We start from the raw sequence: 17,390 nt of genomic DNA, 5'->3' as shown, positions 1-17,390 counted from the left end.
GAACACCATGTTATTAGCGCATGTAGCCCGCGAGGTGAACGAAACCCCTCTCAGAGCCTGTTCGCGCAGCGAACACCATGTTATTAGCGCATGTAGCCCGCGAGGCGAACGAAACTCCTCTCATAGCCTGTTCGCGCAGCGAACACCTCAGCGTCAGCGCAGCAGCCCCGTTCACGCAGCGAACAAACCTCCCCAAGCCAGCGGCGATACACCTACCGGAAAGGCGGCTCATTAAACGTCCGCAGCTTTCGCGAATGCAGCTTATCGCCTTCGGCGCGTAGCAGTTCAACCGCATGGATACCAATCTGCAGATGCTCTGAAATCGCCCCCTCATAGAAGCGGTTTGCCTGACCGGGTAACTTAATCTCGCCGTGCAGCGGCTTGTCGGAGACGCACAGCAGCGTGCCGTACGGCACCCGGAAGCGATAGCCCTGCGCGGCAATGGTGGCGCTCTCCATATCGACCGCTACCGCACGGCTCAGGTTAAAGCGCAGGGCCGACGCGGAGTAACGCAACTCCCAGTTGCGATCGTCGGTGGTCACCACGGTGCCGGTACGCAGGCGCTGTTTCACCTCTTCGCCTGGCATGCCGCTCACCGACTTGGTGGCGTCATACAGTGCGCGCTGCACTTCGGCAATGCTTGGCACCGGGATGTCTGGCGGCAGCACGCTGTCGAGTACGTGATCGTCACGCAGATAGGCGTGGGCCAGCACATAGTCGCCGATCCGCTGGCTCTCGCGCAGACCGCCGCAGTGACCAATCATCAGCCAGGCGTGCGGGCGCATCACCGCCAGATGATCGCAGATGGTTTTGGCATTCGACGGGCCGACACCGATATTAATCAGCGTAATGCCACGGCGATTGGGTGAGGTGAGATGCCAGGCAGGCATCTGATGCTTCTTCCACGCCAGATCCGAGAGCATCGACTCGCTGTCGGCGGTGTCGGCCGTCAGCACGACATCACCCGCACAGGCCAGGCTGTCGTAAGGGGTATTGGGATCGCGCACCTGCTCAATTGCCCAGCGCACAAACTCGTCGACATAACGGGTGTAGTTAGTGAACAGTACAAACGGCTGGAAGTGCTCTACGCTGGTGCCGGTGTAGTGACGCAGACGGGCCAGCGAGAAGTCAGTGCGCAGCGCATCGAAGTGCGACAGCGGGAATTTGGCGTCGACGTGAAACAGACCGTCGGTGGTCTCATCGCCAATCTGTGACAGCTCGGTGGTCGGGAAGTGGCGCGCAATACCGGCGCTCATGGTGCGATCCAGCGACAGATCGGAACCGTCGATCACGTAAGGATAGGGGATCTCCTGGCTGGAGGGCACCACGTCGATCTCCAGCTCATATTCCTTCTCCAGCATCGCCAGCTGTTCTGAAATATAGTGGCGCAGCAGCGCCGGGCGGGTGACCGTGGTGCTGTAACTGCCGGTATGGGTAAAGCGGCCCCAGGCACGCGTGCGGTTCTGCTGTGGACCTTCACCGTGCCAGGTGATGCGCAGCTCCGGGTAAACAAAGAGTCCCTTTTCCCGTTCCGCGGCATCGGGCAGCGTGCCGTTTTCGGTAAACACTTTAATCGCCGCACGGAGCGCATCAACGGCACCGTCGTAAAGGCGTTCGAGTTCATCCAGCGCCTGCTGGCTGGTCAGGTTTTTCCGTAGTGTCGGCATGGTTTCTCCTTCCATTTTTTTCCGCAATTTGCCCCAAGCTTAGCGGGTTTGTTGCAGAGATTGGTGAAGAATCTGTGATCGCCTTTTTTTTGCGCTAACGACGCGCGTAATCTGACCAGTGCTGCACTGAGCCGGAACGCACGCCACGAGAATCCGTTAAGAAAATCTTTATTATCGCAACAGGCGATGCCGCCGTGTCTGTTGCGCTGCATATGACAAGAGAGCGGCAGCGCAGCCAGCAGTAACGTGCTGACAGGCGATCGTAACGTCCCGGAAATAATCAGGTTTGCTACAGGGAACGACCCGGCGAGGCAGAATGTGCCGAATCTGAACTAAAAAGTTTGTAACCATGATTAATTTGTCCCGGAAAGACTTTGCATATTTCTCTGCCCACTATCATCATTAGATCTCGTCAGTCTCTTCTGATTTGGTAATCCTTTGCAAAATCCCGGCGTAGCAGTGATGCAGGCGATTAAGCGCACGGCGTGGTACCCGAAACGCCGCTCTTATCGCACGCTCTACTGGCGTGAAATATCGCCATTAGCAGTGCCTATCTTCTTCGAGAACGCCTGTGTGCTGTTGATGGGCGTACTGAGCACCTTCCTGGTCAGCTGGCTGGGCAAAGAGGCAATGGCGGGCGTTGGCCTGGCTGACAGCTTCAATATGGTGATCATCTCGTTCTTTGCGGCTATCGATCTCGGTACCACGGTGGTGGTGGCGTTCAGCTTGGCAAAACGCAACGGCAAGCGCGCCCGTGCCGCCACGCGTCAGTCGCTGGCGATGATGACGATACTCGCCTTTGTGCTGGTGATCGCCATTGAGTTCTGGGGCCATCTCATCGTTGATGCGATAGCCGGTGCCGCCGACCCTAAAGTTAAAGCGCTGGCGCTGAGCTATCTGCAGACCTCCGCCTGGAGCTACCCGGCAGCGGCTATCACGCTGATCGGCAGCGGTGCGCTGCGTGGCGCGGGTAACACCAAAATTCCGATGCTGATTAACGGCGGCATGAACATCCTTAACATCATTATCAGTAGCGTGCTGATCTATGGCTGCTTCTCATGGGACGGTTTGGGGTTTGTCGGCGCCGGACTCGGTCTGACCATCACCCGTTATATCGGGGCGATCGCGGTGATTTACGTGCTGATGATTGGCTTTAATGCCTCGCTGAAAATCACGCTGTCGAGTTATTTCCGACGCTGGAACAGCAGCATTCTGATGGAAGTATTAGGTATAGGTGTGCCTGCCAGTATCGAGTCGGTGCTGTTCAACGGCGGTAAATTGCTGACGCAGGTGTTTGTGGCAGGCATGGGCACCAGTGAGATTGCGGGTAACTTTATCGCGTTCTCGGTTGCGTCGCTGATCAACCTGCCGGGCAATGCGCTGGGTTCAGCATCGACCATTATTACCGGTACCCGTCTGGGCAAAAATCAGGTCTTTCAGGCGGAACGACAGGTGCGGCATGTTTTCTGGCTGGCAACGGCGTGCCTGAGCGCGATAGCGCTGCTGACGGTGCCGCTGGCCGGGTTGCTGGCGCGGTTCTATACCAGCGACCCGGAAGTGATCAACGTAACGAAACATCTGCTCTGGCTGAATGCGCTGTTTATGCCGCTATGGGCTGCGTCATGGGTGCTACCTGCCGGACTTAAGGGCGCACGTGATGCGCGCTACACTATGTATGTGTCGATGTTCAGCATGTGGTGTGCGCGCGTGGTGGTCGGTTATCTGCTGGGTATTCAGCTGGGGATGGGCGTCACCGGCGTCTGGCTGGGGATGTTCCTCGACTGGACGGTGCGTGGCATCTTCTTCTGGTGGCGACTTAACAGCGGCAAGTGGCTTAACCGTTACTATAAAATGATCGCGAAAACCGGGTAGCAACAAGCATATGCCTTCTCCTGGCACCGGGGGAAGGCATCACCTCTCAGGCCCCCGCCTTTAAAAATAACATCTTCGTCACATCTCCAGACTTTCAGGTATAATTTCAGTCAGTTGCACAAAGCCAGTCTCATCAGACAGGGTTAGCGTAATTCCTGCTGCGCATTGACGCAGACATTTCTTATCAAGGTGACCCTATGATCCGTCTGAAAACGGCGCTGGCACTTCTGCCGCTGCTGTGTAGCCCCCCGCTGTGGGCGACAACCTTTGTTTATGTGTCGAATGCCGAATCCGGCACGGTTTCCCGCTATCAGCTCAGCGAGGCGAATGGCAGCCTGCAATGGCGGGGCGATACGCCCGCCGGGAAAAAGATTATGCCGCTGGCGGTCAGCCCGGATGGTAAACATCTCTATGGCGCGCTGCGCTCGCCGCCTTACGCAATCATCAGCTGGCGCGTCACCCGTCCACACGGTGATCTGCAGAAACTGGCGTTGACGCCGGTTAAAGCCAGCTTTCCCTGGATCACTACCGATAAGCGCGGGCGCTACCTGCTGGCCGCCTCCTATGACAGCGATATCGTCACCAGCAACCGGATTGATGATAAAGGCATTGTGACGACCCAGGTTACGGGCGAAGTGAAAACCGGGCCGCATGCCCATTCGGTGATCACCGACGTCAGCAATCATTCGCTCTACGTTGGCAACCTTGGCGCGGATCGGGTGCTGCAATATGCTTTTGCCAGTGACGGGGCGATCACGCCGCTGGGCACCGGTTTTGTTCAGGGCGAGAAGAACAGCGGTGCGCGGCATTCGGTGATATCGCCGGATAATCGCTTCCTCTACAACCTCGCGGAGATGAGCGGCACCATTACGCAGTTCCGGCGTGCAGCCGATGGCACGCTGACGCCATTAAAAACCTGGCCCAATGCGGTGGCGAAGAAATATAACCTGCAGCATGGCGAGCAGCGCCCGGCGGGTTACAGCGATCCGACGCCGCGCATCTGGGCGGCGGACATCAGAATCACGCCGGATGGACAATTTATCTATGTGACCGAGCGCACCTCCAGTACCGTCAGCGGCTATCGGGTAGATAAATCGTCGGGTGAGTTAACACTCATCGGCAGCTGGCCGGTGGAAAAACAGCCGCGCAGTATCGCGATTGATGCGCAGGGCAAATGGCTGATCGTCAGCGGAGAGAAGAGCGCCGTGATTGGCAGCTACGCCATCGCTCCGGCCAGCGGCGAACTTAAACGGGTGGCGGAAGCACCAGCTGGCAAAGGGGCAAACTGGGTGACGCTGATAACGCAGTAACCGGCCGGTGTCTCGCGGCAGCTGATGATGGGCCAGGCAAGGCGCGTTATGCCATTTTCGGCATAAGCAGCGCAGAAATTTTTGGTTCTGATCGGGCGCGTAAGCGGGTTTACTCAGGGCATAAACTGATGCGGAGAACCCGAGATGAAACAGAAACTGATAGCCTGGTTTGAACAGCTGCTGAGCGGCCCTGCGGCGGATGCCCATAGCCATGACATTAACGCTGAACTGCTACTGCCGCTAAGCCAGCTCTATGGACTGGAATACTATCCGGCAGTGCATCGTTATCATGAAAAATAACGGTTGTTGTGCTTTGTCTGGTTAAAGGCCCGCTTCTTTGCGGGCCTTTTTGCGTTCAGGGGGAAGTGAACGGTCATTTCGTTGCTCAGAAAGCGCAGGGATAAAGAGATGAGCTGGTTTCTCTGGCAGATAACTTCGTTTAATATCTGCGAGTTGTGTTCCAGCACTGCTTCTTGTCGTCCCGCATTAATCGCCGTATTCTTTTTCTGCGCCTGCCAAATCAGGCGACGGAATTGGAACTCCGGTTAATGCACACTCGCGGCAACATTTTATTGTCGTGCGTCTGGCTACACCTCAATGGTGGGCTGGGCGAGGGCACCTTAGGGTGCGCCGGTTCAGTGTGCCCGGTAGTTCCAACCTCGTTCAGTCTGCCACCCATGAGATTGGAACCTCAGGTGGCGGTTTAAAATGCATACTGGAGGCTTCCCCATGAGCACGAACCTCGATCCACACCATTTGCCATCTGAAAGCGCGCCAACTAAAACACAACGTCGGTATACCATCGGCTATCAGCCCAAACGCGGCGATTGCACCACACCTGCAATACATCTGAGCGGGAAATGGCTTCGTGAAGCTGGATTTGAAACCGGAGCCCTTATTACGGTGAAAATTGAGCAGGGCTGTCTTTTGTTGATTCCGGAAAGTGCTCAAATGTAATTTTCTAATGCAGATAAATGGCTCACATAATGTGAGTTGCTTCAGTCAGTGAGTGTGATAACACCTGCCAGGTGGATCCACCTGGCAAGCTAAATGCAGGTGACCCTAAAGTTGAATCTTGATATTTGCTATAGGGTCATCTGAATAGTTTCTATTAACGTTGAAAAGAGCTTGACAGCAATTGACTTAATTCATCCTGACTAACCCAAAAGATAAAAGCCTCATACTTTCGCAGCAGGCTTTTATCTTTCAATGGCATCAAGCTTAGTGCATTAACTGACTCACCAGACCGGTAAGATCGGCTTTTTTATCCACGACCCCCGCCGTTGACGCTTTATCCACCAGCTGCGGCAGATATTTTGCCAGCAGGTTCAGTGCATCGCTGGTGTTGATGCCCATCCGTGCAGCCAGTTGCTCAATCGCTTCGGAGTTAATCATCTTCTGCACCAGCTCGCTGCTCAGGGCAACGTTCTGCTGATCGCCCAGCCAGGAGTTAACCACCTCACTGTACTCACCGCTCTGAAGATGGCTTACGATGGTGTGTAAACCGCCTTGCTGTTCCACCCACTCCAGTACACCTTTCACTTCCTGACTGGTCTGAGTATTCAGGCCGCACATCGCCAGCACCGTTTCCAGTAAACTCATTTTATTTCCCCTGAATAGTGATCGCTTAAGACTGTTTACATGCTCTGATTTTATGAATGACAAACAGCACAATAATTGAACCCAGGGTTGCAATCGCAATGCTGTAAATATTGAAACCACTGACCTTGCCAAAGCCCAGAGCCGTACTGGCGACACCGCCAATCAGTGCGCCGATAATACCCAGAATCATGGTCATGAAAATGCCCATATGTTCTTTACCTGGCATAATACATCTGGCGATAATACCGGCGAGCAGACCAAATACAACCCATGACAATATACCCATCATTACCATCCTTCTTTTTATATAAATTACTGCACGTTTAGCAGTGGTTTAATCCGAAAAATAAAAGCAGGTGTATCGTACGCCGCGTAGTATTTGTCTGGCAATCCTGTTTTTTTAATTAAACTAAACGTATCGGAAACGATAGGGGAGTAATTATGAGCATTCTGGATAATATTAAAAATATTGGCGATGAGTTGTTACATAGCGTTGATAAAAATGTTGAGAATAAGACTGATGCCTCAATATCAGGTGTTCGCACATATACGGTGAAATCCGGGGACACGCTCAGCGCAATCGCTAAGCAACTTTATAATGACGCATCAAAATATATGAAAATCTTTGAGGCGAATAAAAATATCCTCAGCAACCCGGATAAAATTGCGCCGGGTCAGGTATTGACTATTCCTGAGTAATAATTCGCCGGGAGTACGAGCCAGCCAGAGCAGGGATTGCCCGGCTGGTTTCTTGCATTTATAACCGCCGGATTCACCAGGAATATGCAGGTAACAGCAGGCGGATCCGGATGCTAATCAGAAAGAACGAGAAAATCGGGAGTACTGAAAAGCAAAAAGCCCGCTCAGGTTTCCCTGAGCGGGCTTTTCTAATTCTGGCTCCTCTGACTGGACTCGAACCAGTGACATACGGATTAACAGTCCGCCGTTCTACCGACTGAACTACAGAGGAATCGTTTGAACGAGGCGAATATTAGCGGCGTCGCACTGAGGTGTCAACAGCAAAAAAGACATTATCATTCAACTGGCTAGCTTTAACGCAATGCGATCGGGATTTAAGCAGTTTGAGCCGTTTCAGATGTCATCCGGCTCAGGGGATCCTGCTGGTAAAACTGGCGCAGATGCTGATACATGGCGGGAAAACGTTCTGCCAGCAGAAGCGGAGCCGTAAAGAAATATTCAGAGAGTACAGCGAAACACTCTGCCGGATCGCTGGCGGCGTAGGGATCAATGGTCGCAGCCTGTTCGCCTGCCAGTTCCACTTCACTCTCAATCTCTGCCATCGCGGCTCGCAAATCCTTTTCCCACTGGGCTACGTCACGCAGCGGCATGACCGGAACACCGCTGGTATAACCGCTGCCGCGCGCATCCAGTTTGTGTGCCACCTCATGGATCACCAGATTAAAGCCGGAGAGATCGAATGAATCCTGAATATCGAGCCAGTTGAGGACGACCGGTCCCTGGGTCCAGCTCTGTCCGGCATGAACGGCAGGTGCGCTGTGAACCAGCCCATCTTCATCCTGCCACTGATCGTCAACCTCAAACGGCTCGGGATAGATCAGCACCTCATGAAAACCGTCCAGCCACTCCAGACCCAGCTTCAGCACTGGCAGAGAGAAAAGCAGGGCGATCCGCACGCTGCGCAGTTCATCCAGTTGAGCACCCCCGAGAGGCACCAGTTTTTTCTGTTGCAGAAAGCGCCTTGCCAGCTCCACCAGCGCCTGCTGTTCAGCCTCATCCAGCGGGCTGAAGACAGGCTGTGACAGCCCCTGTTGCCACGGCAGGGCCGCCAGCATGGTGTCGTTATGCGTTTTCCAGGGCCATTTAAACATCGCAACTCCTGCACAGAACCGGGCTATGTCGTTATCCTGACGCGGCAGACATAAAAATGCCAGCATCGAATGCTGGCATCTTCTGTCGCACTTCAGGACTGAAGGCTGTCTATTCAACCCGTTAGCGCAGCCGTTGTCTGTGATTCAACCCGCAAAGCGCAGGGTTAAGGGATTACCTGCGTTCAACGCGCTGAAATTCAATGACCCAGACCCAGGGATTCACTTCCCAGCTGGTTGCGCCATACTGCTTTTCCCAGGCTTTACGATACGCCTCTTTAGGCGACTCAGAATTAACGTTCATGGTGAAGAAGTTATTAAGGAAATGCGAGTCGGTCTGTACGCCCTCCGCCATAATGTCATCTTCACTGATATCCTGAATCTTCTCCGCGCGCACGCCGGTGATTTCGAGGTTTATACGACTGGCCCAGCGCGGCATGTGGATGGCGGTCTGCCAGCCAAACTCTTCGGCTTCCGGGGTGCTCATCGCATGCTGACCCAGCTCATTGCTGTCGGCACGATACTGGCAATATTCCGGCAGGCGAAACGGCGTCGGATCACGTTCATATTCGGCCAGATCGCTTTCTGGCACCATCGGGCCACGCCAGGTTTCACGCACCCAGAGGATGTCACCCGGCTTGCCGTAGGGGCACTGATAGCTGATGTCCGCCATCGACATCATCTTGTAGCCATGCAGATGGTTAGCACTCACATCAAAAGCATGTACGCCCTCGTGATGATCCTGCCCCGGCCCGAAAGCCTGAGTTTTCATAATGCGCCGGGTTTGTGTTTGCTGGCCAACCAACAGGGCACGAACACGCTGTTCGGAAAAAAGAATCGGCCGTTCTTTCATGGATTACCTCTTTTTATTAGTAGAACCCGGTTACTGCTGTAAACGTCCATTTGCTTCACATCTGAGAATTATCATAAAAGCTTTAAATCATTTTGCTTAATAATTTGTCGCCTGACAGTCACTTCAAAATTGTCACGTTGGGTGTTAAAAACCAGCAAAATGCAAAAAGCGCACCAAAGCTTATCACGCAATCGGCAGAACGCGACGAACAGCCCGGATACAGTACGTTATAACGGTAAAAATAGGAACCTTTTCAGATTTTTTCACCTGCTATTGCCCACACTTTTACAATTAAATGCGTGACAAAAAAAGGTTAAGCCCGACAGGTTTAGCTGGTTGAGAATGAATCAAACATTACTGCTGTTAAACTAATTTTCTTAGCAGCAATTCACTGAGGAAAGGCTTAAAACCGCCGAAATTGCGGTATTTATGTAACAGAGATGCTATACAGATGATCCAGATCTCATTTTTCTGCCCGAAATAGCTGGCAGCACTGCTCTTTTCAACAGCACTGTAAAAAAGGTGTCATTAGCCAGTCGCTATGATGGCTTGCCGTTTGCGCACTGATCACGACAGAGAATCCGCTGTCGATCACTACAGGGAGATAGATTATGTCACTCACACTCTGGCAATCCCGCTATGAAAGCTGGTTTCAGGCGAACTGGATCCACGACGACGGCGCGCACGATATCGCCCATCTGCGACGCGTCTGGATGAGCGCGCAGCGAATCATGACAGGCACGAAGGCGGACCCGCTGGTGGTGCTCACCGCCTGCTATTTTCATGATGTAGTGAATCTTCCAAAGAATCATCCGGAACGGCATCTCGCCTCAACGTATGCAGCCGCGGAAACGCAGCGCATTCTGCAGCAGGATTTTCTCGATTTCCCGGCAGAAAAGATTGATGCCGTGATGCATGCAGTTAAAACCCACAGTTTCAGCGCCGGTATCCCGTCAGAGACGCTCGAAGCCAGAATCGTTCAGGATGCAGACAGGCTCGAATCGCTGGGCGCAATCGGGCTGGCGCGGGTCTTTTACACGGCCGGTGCACTGAATCGTCCATTATTCGACAGTCAGGATCCGCTGGGTAAAGATCGCGAGCTGAATGATGTTAAGTGGACGCTGGACCATTTCCAGAAGAAGCTGCTGCGGCTGCCGGAAACCATGCATACCGAAACCGGCCGCATGCTGGCTGAGCATAACGCCGATTACCTGGTACGCTATATGGCGAAGCTGTATGCCGAGCTTCAGGGCAATCTGGTGGGGATGGATGAGGGCGTGCTGCGGGATTTTACTCCATTGAAAACTGAATATTAAATTTTTATGACAGTATGTTAATCGATACGGTCATCCGGTAGCGTGTGAGCAATAACAAAAAGGAGCTGCCCGATGACCGAAACTGTTAATTTAACGATTAAAATTGATCCCGAACTGAAAGAAACGATTAAACAGCTGGCGCTGGAAAACCAGGTTTCAATGAGCCAGGAAATTGTGCAGCGTTTGCAGGCCAGTCTCGAAACGCATCCGCATCCCGCCATTGATAATCAGGACATCACTGAAGAGGGGACTGAGGGATCCAGTGCCGCTGACGTGAAGACCGATGCATTAAGTGCAACAGAGCTGAAGCAGATTCGGTTGCTGCTCAAGAAGCAGGGCAAGAAGAAGAAATAAAACAGAAACCCGTCGCCAGACGGGTTTTTACTTTGGAGAAAGGCTGGACCGTTTCGCTATGAGACTGTGCCTGCTCAGGGAACACGGTCAGATCGGAAAGACGCAAAAGCCGCCATCCATGGCATGCTCGGCCCGCACCGTCCTGGCGCGGGACGCTTTCCTCTTCTGACCGTGTTCCCTGCGAGTTGAGCTTATTTGTTGCTGTGAGTATCGTCAGATGTAAGTTCTTCATCAGCCTGAAACCCGTCGCAAGACGGGTTTTTTTATTTCAGTTCGATGACGACTTCAGCTGACGAATATGCGGCAGCAACAGCTGAGCCACCGCTGCAAACACCGGCACCACCACCGAGTTACCAAACTGCTTATAGGCCTGGGTATCTGAAACCGGAATGCGGAACGGCTCGCGACCCGGCACATCAAAGCCCATCAGGCGCGCGCATTCGCGCGGGGAAAGGCGGCGTGGTCGACGCGCCATATTATCCGCATCCTGAAACTCCGCTTCGCCCAGCGCACTGTTCCAGCCGCGATCAATCAGAATCTCTGAGCCATCTTTGTAGTAACGCGCTGACAGCGTCCGCACGCAGCAGTCAGGATTGCGCGGATCGTTGAGGCCAAAGCCAAAGCCATTACCTTTGGCTTTATGTTTTTTCGCATACTGGTAGAGGTAGCGCCAAAGCACCGGTGACAGGATATATTTGTCGTCCGGCGCACTCTCCAGCAGGCTCTGCAGGCTGGGGACCTGCGCCGGGTAGAAACGGCGGATATCGCGCAGCGTAAAGTCCTGCTTTTTCAGGTCACGGCGAATCCCCACCAGCACAATGCGTTCGCGATGCTGCGGCAGGAAGTGGCGCGCATCGATCACTTTGGCATCGGGGCTGCTGGCTCCGGCATCGGCCACGTCATAGCCCAGCTCATCCAGCGTCTCCATGATAATGGCGAAGGTGCGGCCCTTATCGTGGCTTTTGAGGTTTTTCACATTCTCCAGCACAAAAAATGGCGGCTTCTTGGCAGCCAGAATGCGCGCAACATCGAAAAACAGCGTGCCCTGTACCTGACACTCAAACCCGTGGGCGCGGCCCAGCGCATTTTTCTTGCTGACCCCCGCCAGCGAAAAAGGCTGGCAGGGAAAACCGGCCAGCAGCACCTGATGGTCGGGGATTGCCGCATCAATCGCGCGGTATATCGCTTCATCGTCAGTCAGACCTTCAGGCTGGGTCACCTGACGAATATCGGTATTGAAGTGATGCTCCAGCGGATCGCTGTAGTGATTGGCTTTGTAAGTGCGAACCGCCTCTTTATTCCATTCACTGGTGAACACACACTTACCGCCGATCGCCTCGAATCCTTTACGGATGCCGCCAATCCCGGCAAAGAGATCGATAAAACGAAACTCAGGGTTATCATAGTGGGCGGGCCGGGTCGGCAGCAGACTCTGCAACAGCGACAGCTCCGCATCACACAGCGGTGGCAGGACGCTTTTACCCTGACGAATCCGGTTCAGCAGGGCCGGCGTCCAGCAGGAAAATCCCGCCTGCTGCAGTCGGGCCGTGAGATCACGAACCGAATAGATGTCCAGCACCTGTCTAAAGAGTTCAGACGCATCAGCAGATGAAAGTGCAGCAGAGAGTGGTTCAGCGAGGGCGGCGGAATGCATGCGTTTTTCCTTAACAGTAAGGAGCCTATGCTAACACTCCAGAGGCTGCGAGGAAATTGCCGGGATGTGCCCTGTGTCAGACCACCGGAAAGTTCTGTTTCGCGGCGTAATCTCCGAAGTCGTCCGGCGACAGCTTTCGCTTTTCGCGGCGCAGGCTAAAGTTACAGAACCAGCAAAAAAGGAGACGTTATGGCTGATGTTCACTCCAGCGAAACACGCAGCAAAAATATGCGTGCCATTCGCGCTCAGGATACGGCCATTGAGCAACGTATTGCGCTGCTGCTGAAAGATCGGGGATTCAGTTTTCGCGTGCAGGATAAAAATCTGCCGGGACGGCCTGATTTTGTTCTGACCGAACAGCAGGCGATTATTTTTGTTCATGGCTGCTTCTGGCATCGTCATCACTGCTATCTGTTTAAGCTGCCGGCGACGCGCACAGAATTCTGGACCGGAAAAATTAACAGCAATGTTGAACGTGACCGGCGTTATGTGCGCCAGCTGCAGGAAAGCGGCTGGAAAGTGCTGATCATCTGGGAGTGTGCGCTACGTGGCAAACTGCGCCTGGCGGATCAGGATCTGCTGGAGCGGCTGGAGGAGTGGCTGCTGGCGATGCCGGAGAGTGCGGAGATCGACCATCAGGGCATTCATCATTACAACGCCGATTGCTAATCAGAGACATAATTGGTTAGATCGGCGCTTTCTCCGTGGCAAGGATCCTGAAATGAGCAGCATAAAACTGACGGTAAAACGCCTTTACCAGATTCGTGACGAGCGGATGGTGAATACCAAAGCGACCGCGCGGGTTTACTGTGGTGACAGGCTTATCGCCACGGAGGAGATCACCGGTATGACTGAAAGCCCGGTCAGCAAATATCTGCATGCTGAAGGAGCAGCAGGCGAGACGGTGCGGGTAGAGTGGGATTGTGAGGGCATCGCGGAGATGACTGTTACGGAAATTGAGCGCTGCCCATGTTGTCAACATAACGAACCAGACTAAGGATAAGATTTTGGCGGGAACCAGTTTACTGACTTTACTTGATGATATTGCAACACTTCTGGACGATATTTCCGTCATGGGGAAAGTGGCGGCGAAAAAGACTGCTGGCGTGCTGGGCGACGATCTGTCGCTGAATGCTCAGCAGGTCAGCGGCGTCAAAGCCAACCGTGAGCTGCCGGTAGTATGGGGCGTTGCCAAAGGATCGTTTCTTAACAAACTGATCCTGGTGCCACTGGCGCTGATTATCTCCGCGTTTGCGCCCTGGCTGATTACGCCGCTGCTGATGATTGGCGGTGCCTATCTCTGCTACGAAGGCGTGGAGAAGGTAATGCACAGTCTGCAGCATGACAAGCAGAGCAAATCACCGGAAGCGCGTCAGCAGCGACTCGAGTCGCTGGCGAATCAGAATGCGGCCGAGTTTGAGAAGAAGAAGATCAAGGGCGCAGTGCGCACCGATTTCATTCTGTCAGCCGAAATTGTTGCGATTACCTTAGGCATCGTATCGGAATCGCCGCTGCTCAACCAGGTGATTATCCTTGCGGGCATCGCAATTCTGGTTACGGTAGGCGTTTACGGCATCGTGGCGGCCATCGTGAAAATTGATGACCTCGGTTTCTGGCTGCGTGAAAAGCCGTCGCGCGTTGCGCAGGGTATCGGCAGTGTGCTGCTGGCCGCCGCGCCCTGGCTGATGAAGATCCTCTCGGTAGTCGGCACCATCGCCATGTTCCTGGTCGGCGGCGGCATTGTGGTGCATGGCATCACGCCGCTGCATCATCTGATAGAGGAAGTCAGCAGTGGCTTCAGCAGCTGGATCGCGATGCTGCTCAGCAACGGCGCTAACCTGGTGCTCGGCTTTATCATTGGGTCGATCGTGCTGTTAGTGGTCAACCTTATTGCCAGAGTGCGCGGAAAATCGGTATAAAGCGCACTGTGATTAAAGGTCAGGAGAATGACGATGAACGACGACATGTTTGAATTTGATATCGACGCACAAATTGAGCAGGCTGAAGCGAAAGCAGAGAAAAAAGCCAGCGAAGTGCCGGATGATCTCGGTGACGAAGCCGATTGCGAAGGCTGTAAAATCTGACGTCAGCGTCAACACTTCATAAAAGCGGATAAGTTTTATCCGCTTTTTTTATATTCCGCATATCCAGCTGCTTAATTCTGAATTCGCCCTTTTTTTGCGTGCCTTAACAGGCAAGGGTCGGCTTTGCCTGCTATAAAGAAAATAATCACTCAGGTTAATAACACGCATGAAAGGAGCGCATTATGGTTTTCGCAATCAGTGAAGAAGTGCAGCATAAGGAGGAGGGGCAGACGATGGTGGTGACCGGCTACGCGAGTGGCATGGTGGAGTGCCGCTGGTATGACGGCTTTGCCGTGCGCAGCGAGGCTTTTCGCAGCGATGAACTCTGCGCCCTGAATCCGGCACAACAACTGGCGGGCTGACAGCATCAGGCCTGTGGGTTCTGCGACCCGCCAGGCCCGGTTTCTGACTGCCTATGGCCCGGCACACTCCCTGTGCCGCCCTGTTTTCAGACGTTACCGTCGTTATCCTCTTCAACCGCCTGATAGATCCGCTGCAGCACATCCGGGAAGGCTGACTGGACACGACTCCAGCTCGGTATAAACGGCTTATCGTTAGGACGCTCAATAAACGCCTGACCTGCTTCCAGAATCGACTGGGTAAACATCTCTACCGCAGCCTCTTCCACATGCTGATCAAACTTCAGCCCGTTCATTGCCGCTTCGTGATTGTAGGTCTCCATCATATCCAGCGCATTACGATAATAGGTTGCTTTCAGCACCCGGAACGAGTCGCTGGTCAGCGGCACACCCATGGTGGCGAGCTTGCGCAGCAGTGACTGGACAATATCACTGCTCATGCGCTTCAGGCCGCCGGTGCCATCATCTTCTGCCAGCGGCTGATGCTTGTGATCGTAGTTATCGGCGATCTCAACCTGGCACGACTGGCGGGTGGTGTAGTTACGATAAATCTCCGACAGCACGCCAATCTCCAGTCCCCAGTCGCCGGGGATCTTGATGCCGTTCAGCACATGCGTTCGCATGGCAAACTCGCCCGAGAGCGGATAGCGGAAGCTTGTCAGGTAATCCAGGTATTCCGAATGGCCATAGACTTTCTGTAGTGAGCGCAGCAGCGGCCCGACCAGCAGACGGCCGACGCGGCCATTCAGCTTGCCATCCGCGACGCGCGCGTAGAAGCCCTTACAGAACTCATACTGAAACGCCGGGTTGGCCAGCGGGTAGAGCAGGCGGGCCAGCATGCCACGCTCATACGTGACGATATCGCAGTCATGCAGCGCCACACAGCTGGTGCGATCTGACGCCAGCGTATAACCGGTGCAGAACCAGACGTTACGGCCTTTGCCGGGGTTGGTGGGCGACAGACCCTCTTTATCCAGTTCCGCATCAATGGCTTTCAGACGCGGGCCATCGTTCCACAGGATGCGATGCCGTTGCGGCAGGCGGGAGAAGAACTCGCGGGCAAACAGGAACTGATCGCGGTCAGCACGATCCAGACCAATGACAATTTCGTCCAGATAAGGCACTTTGGCCAGCTCATCAACGATTTTCGTCAGCGCCGGACCTTCAAGTTCGGAAAACAGCGATGGCAGGATCAGCCCCATTTTGCGTTTGCGGGCAAAGCGAACCATCTCTTTTTCCAGCGACTCCACGCTGCGGTGGGTAAGGTTGTGGAAGTTGGTGATTACGCCATTCTGATAAAAGTCACTCATCGCATCATCCTTTTAATGCCCGTGGGCAGCTTATTGAGATTGAGTCAAAAAATAGTCCAGCCCTTCACGCCAGCCTTCGGGGCCATGGTGAGCGGTGTGATAGACCTGCTGCTGATCGGTCCGGCTGAGTGTTACCGGTGTTTTACTGTAGCCCTTAATCACGACGGCATAATCAACTGCATCCAGCATCGGCGCATCATTCGGCCCGTCACCGAGACCAATTGTGATGGGCGCTTCACCGGGGGCATGATCCAGCAGCCAGCGCAGCGCTTCACCTTTGCCGCAGCCTGCTGGCATGACATGCCAGAAACGTCCGCCCTGCGTCAGCGCCAGCCCTTCAGCACGCAGTGCCTCCTGAAAGCTATCGAAAGCTTCATCGCTGTCGCGCCAGACAATCACTTCAGAGGCGTCGCGCTGGCGTGCCAGCGCGGCATCTCCCTCACTCAGTCCGGTCATTGAGGCCACTTCCGGATCGGAGAAATCATGAAAGCCGGTAAAGCGGTAGGCTGTTTTCAATGCAGCCAGCCGCTGGCAGAGAGCGTCATAAGTCAGCGTGTTATCAGGCAGACGGATACGCTGCTGATCCTGCAGCTGAAGCACGGCACCGTTCTCGGCAATAAAGGGTGAACCACTGATCCCAAGTTTTTTTTGCAGCGGAATGATTTCGGCTGCCGTCTTACTGGAACAGATCACCAGCGGAATAGCGGACTGTTTTAGTGTGGTGAGCCACTCCGTGGCCGCATCCCAGCGATAGGTATGGTGGTCCAGTAGCGAACCATCGAGATCGGTAATAATCATTAACGGCTGTTGAAGATCGGGCATTAACAGGCTCCTTTCATCACGTTCGCGGCTAAAGCAGCGATTTTTCAATATTATAGTTGAATATGGCTCACACTTTTTTTCCTGCCACGCCGGCTGAAAATCCAGGATAAATCTTAAAAGAGAAGAGGGGAAAACGGGGGATACAAGAAATGTGCAGGCGCTAAGTCACTGGCTGGCCCGGTGTTTTCGGTAACTATAGCCTTACAACGACCCGGTTCGTTGCAAAAACGTGCATATCTGATACTTGTTTCGGTGACGCGATCGCGTAATCTGCATAGGTGTTAAGAATTCCCTGGTGTAACGAATTGAATTTTTACCCGGCCTTCCCGCCGGGTATTTT

The 17,390-nt window shown here is 53.9% G+C and carries 19 protein-coding genes, 1 tRNA gene and 1 pseudogene; 12 read left to right on the top strand and 9 right to left on the bottom strand.

The genetic code is table 11. The annotated features are described in order from the left end of the window. Positions 1-212: 212 nt before the first annotated feature. Complete coding sequence (locus NIM72_RS04955) at positions 213-1,667, bottom strand: AMP nucleosidase (RefSeq protein ID WP_222925324.1); 1,455 nt, start codon at positions 1,665-1,667, stop codon at positions 213-215. A gap of 462 nt (positions 1,668-2,129) precedes the next feature. On the opposite strand from NIM72_RS04955, the gene NIM72_RS04950 reads away from it, so the two are divergent. The 4 genes from NIM72_RS04950 to NIM72_RS04935 all read left to right on the top strand — a co-directional run bounded on the left by NIM72_RS04950 (position 2,130) and on the right by NIM72_RS04935 (position 5,806). Next, positions 2,130-3,539, top strand: coding sequence for an EmmdR/YeeO family multidrug/toxin efflux MATE transporter (locus NIM72_RS04950; protein ID WP_161736528.1), 1,410 nt, complete (start codon positions 2,130-2,132; stop codon positions 3,537-3,539). Between the two features lie 197 nt (positions 3,540-3,736). After that, complete coding sequence (locus tag NIM72_RS04945; protein ID WP_253419077.1) at positions 3,737-4,849, top strand: beta-propeller fold lactonase family protein; 1,113 nt, start codon at positions 3,737-3,739, stop codon at positions 4,847-4,849. A gap of 144 nt (positions 4,850-4,993) precedes the next feature. After that, on the top strand, positions 4,994-5,149 hold the full coding sequence (locus NIM72_RS04940) for a hypothetical protein (RefSeq protein ID WP_253419074.1): 156 nt from the start codon (positions 4,994-4,996) through the stop codon (positions 5,147-5,149). A gap of 429 nt (positions 5,150-5,578) precedes the next feature. Further along, positions 5,579-5,806, top strand: coding sequence for a SymE family type I addiction module toxin (locus NIM72_RS04935; RefSeq protein WP_253419070.1), 228 nt, complete (start codon positions 5,579-5,581; stop codon positions 5,804-5,806). Positions 5,807-6,070: 264 nt separating this feature from the next. On the opposite strand, the gene NIM72_RS04930 is transcribed toward NIM72_RS04935, so the two are convergent. Next, a complete protein-coding gene (locus NIM72_RS04930) occupies positions 6,071-6,451 on the bottom strand; it encodes a YidB family protein (protein WP_253419067.1) in 381 nt (126 codons plus the stop codon). A gap of 25 nt (positions 6,452-6,476) precedes the next feature. Then, positions 6,477-6,737: a GlsB/YeaQ/YmgE family stress response membrane protein gene (locus tag NIM72_RS04925; protein WP_041456944.1), complete on the bottom strand. Its 261-nt coding sequence runs from the start codon at positions 6,735-6,737 to the stop codon at positions 6,477-6,479. A 152-nt stretch (positions 6,738-6,889) separates the two neighbouring features. Here NIM72_RS04925 and NIM72_RS21545 point away from each other — a divergent pair. Next, positions 6,890-7,150, top strand: a pseudogene (locus NIM72_RS21545) (LysM peptidoglycan-binding domain-containing protein); the annotation flags it as partial. Between the two features lie 195 nt (positions 7,151-7,345). Here NIM72_RS21545 and NIM72_RS04915 read toward each other — a convergent pair. From NIM72_RS04915 to NIM72_RS04905, 3 genes are all read right to left on the bottom strand, one after another. Continuing rightward, positions 7,346-7,421, bottom strand: a tRNA-Asn gene (locus tag NIM72_RS04915). Positions 7,422-7,524: 103 nt separating this feature from the next. Beyond that, the gene (mtfA, locus tag NIM72_RS04910) at positions 7,525-8,301 is read right to left on the bottom strand and encodes a DgsA anti-repressor MtfA (protein ID WP_202605051.1); all 777 of its coding nucleotides are present in this window, start codon (positions 8,299-8,301) and stop codon (positions 7,525-7,527) included. 172 nt (positions 8,302-8,473) lie between these two features. Continuing rightward, on the bottom strand, positions 8,474-9,151 hold the full coding sequence (locus NIM72_RS04905) for a hypothetical protein (protein ID WP_161736198.1): 678 nt from the start codon (positions 9,149-9,151) through the stop codon (positions 8,474-8,476). 611 nt (positions 9,152-9,762) lie between these two features. Between NIM72_RS04905 and NIM72_RS04900 the strand changes: the two genes are divergently transcribed. Both NIM72_RS04900 and NIM72_RS04895 read left to right on the top strand, forming a co-directional pair. Further along, positions 9,763-10,467: a phosphohydrolase gene (locus NIM72_RS04900; RefSeq protein WP_253419064.1), complete on the top strand. Its 705-nt coding sequence runs from the start codon at positions 9,763-9,765 to the stop codon at positions 10,465-10,467. A 72-nt stretch (positions 10,468-10,539) separates the two neighbouring features. Next, positions 10,540-10,821, top strand: coding sequence for an Arc family DNA-binding protein (locus tag NIM72_RS04895; RefSeq protein ID WP_253419061.1), 282 nt, complete (start codon positions 10,540-10,542; stop codon positions 10,819-10,821). Between the two features lie 268 nt (positions 10,822-11,089). Here the strand turns inward: NIM72_RS04895 and dcm are convergent, their stop codons facing one another. Next, positions 11,090-12,475, bottom strand: coding sequence for a DNA (cytosine-5-)-methyltransferase (gene dcm / locus NIM72_RS04890; RefSeq protein ID WP_253419059.1), 1,386 nt, complete (start codon positions 12,473-12,475; stop codon positions 11,090-11,092). 189 nt (positions 12,476-12,664) lie between these two features. On the opposite strand from dcm, the gene NIM72_RS04885 reads away from it, so the two are divergent. The 5 genes from NIM72_RS04885 to NIM72_RS04870 all read left to right on the top strand — a co-directional run bounded on the left by NIM72_RS04885 (position 12,665) and on the right by NIM72_RS04870 (position 14,921). Continuing rightward, the gene (locus tag NIM72_RS04885; RefSeq protein WP_161736202.1) at positions 12,665-13,144 is read left to right on the top strand and encodes a very short patch repair endonuclease; all 480 of its coding nucleotides are present in this window, start codon (positions 12,665-12,667) and stop codon (positions 13,142-13,144) included. 52 nt (positions 13,145-13,196) lie between these two features. After that, positions 13,197-13,472: a hypothetical protein gene (locus NIM72_RS04880; RefSeq protein WP_090959971.1), complete on the top strand. Its 276-nt coding sequence runs from the start codon at positions 13,197-13,199 to the stop codon at positions 13,470-13,472. 10 nt (positions 13,473-13,482) lie between these two features. Beyond that, complete coding sequence (locus tag NIM72_RS04875; protein ID WP_161736203.1) at positions 13,483-14,394, top strand: DUF808 domain-containing protein; 912 nt, start codon at positions 13,483-13,485, stop codon at positions 14,392-14,394. Positions 14,395-14,427: 33 nt separating this feature from the next. Beyond that, positions 14,428-14,559: a hypothetical protein gene (locus tag NIM72_RS21490; RefSeq protein WP_256497435.1), complete on the top strand. Its 132-nt coding sequence runs from the start codon at positions 14,428-14,430 to the stop codon at positions 14,557-14,559. A 182-nt stretch (positions 14,560-14,741) separates the two neighbouring features. Then, positions 14,742-14,921 (top strand): YodC family protein, encoded by a 180-nt coding sequence (locus tag NIM72_RS04870; RefSeq protein ID WP_161736204.1) that lies wholly within the window; start codon positions 14,742-14,744, stop codon positions 14,919-14,921. An 86-nt stretch (positions 14,922-15,007) separates the two neighbouring features. On the opposite strand, the gene NIM72_RS04865 is transcribed toward NIM72_RS04870, so the two are convergent. Then, complete coding sequence (locus NIM72_RS04865; protein ID WP_013358297.1) at positions 15,008-16,228, bottom strand: glycosyl transferase; 1,221 nt, start codon at positions 16,226-16,228, stop codon at positions 15,008-15,010. 30 nt (positions 16,229-16,258) lie between these two features. Continuing rightward, positions 16,259-17,050: a mannosyl-3-phosphoglycerate phosphatase-related protein gene (locus NIM72_RS04860; protein ID WP_222925332.1), complete on the bottom strand. Its 792-nt coding sequence runs from the start codon at positions 17,048-17,050 to the stop codon at positions 16,259-16,261. Between the last annotated feature and the right edge of the window lie 340 nt (positions 17,051-17,390).

It is taken from the genome of Pantoea sp. B550 (assembly GCF_024158165.1).
GTDB lineage: Bacteria > Pseudomonadota > Gammaproteobacteria > Enterobacterales > Enterobacteriaceae > Pantoea > Pantoea alfalfae.
The sequence above is the reverse complement of the archived record's forward strand: the minus strand, read 5'-3'. Positions and strand labels throughout refer to the sequence as shown.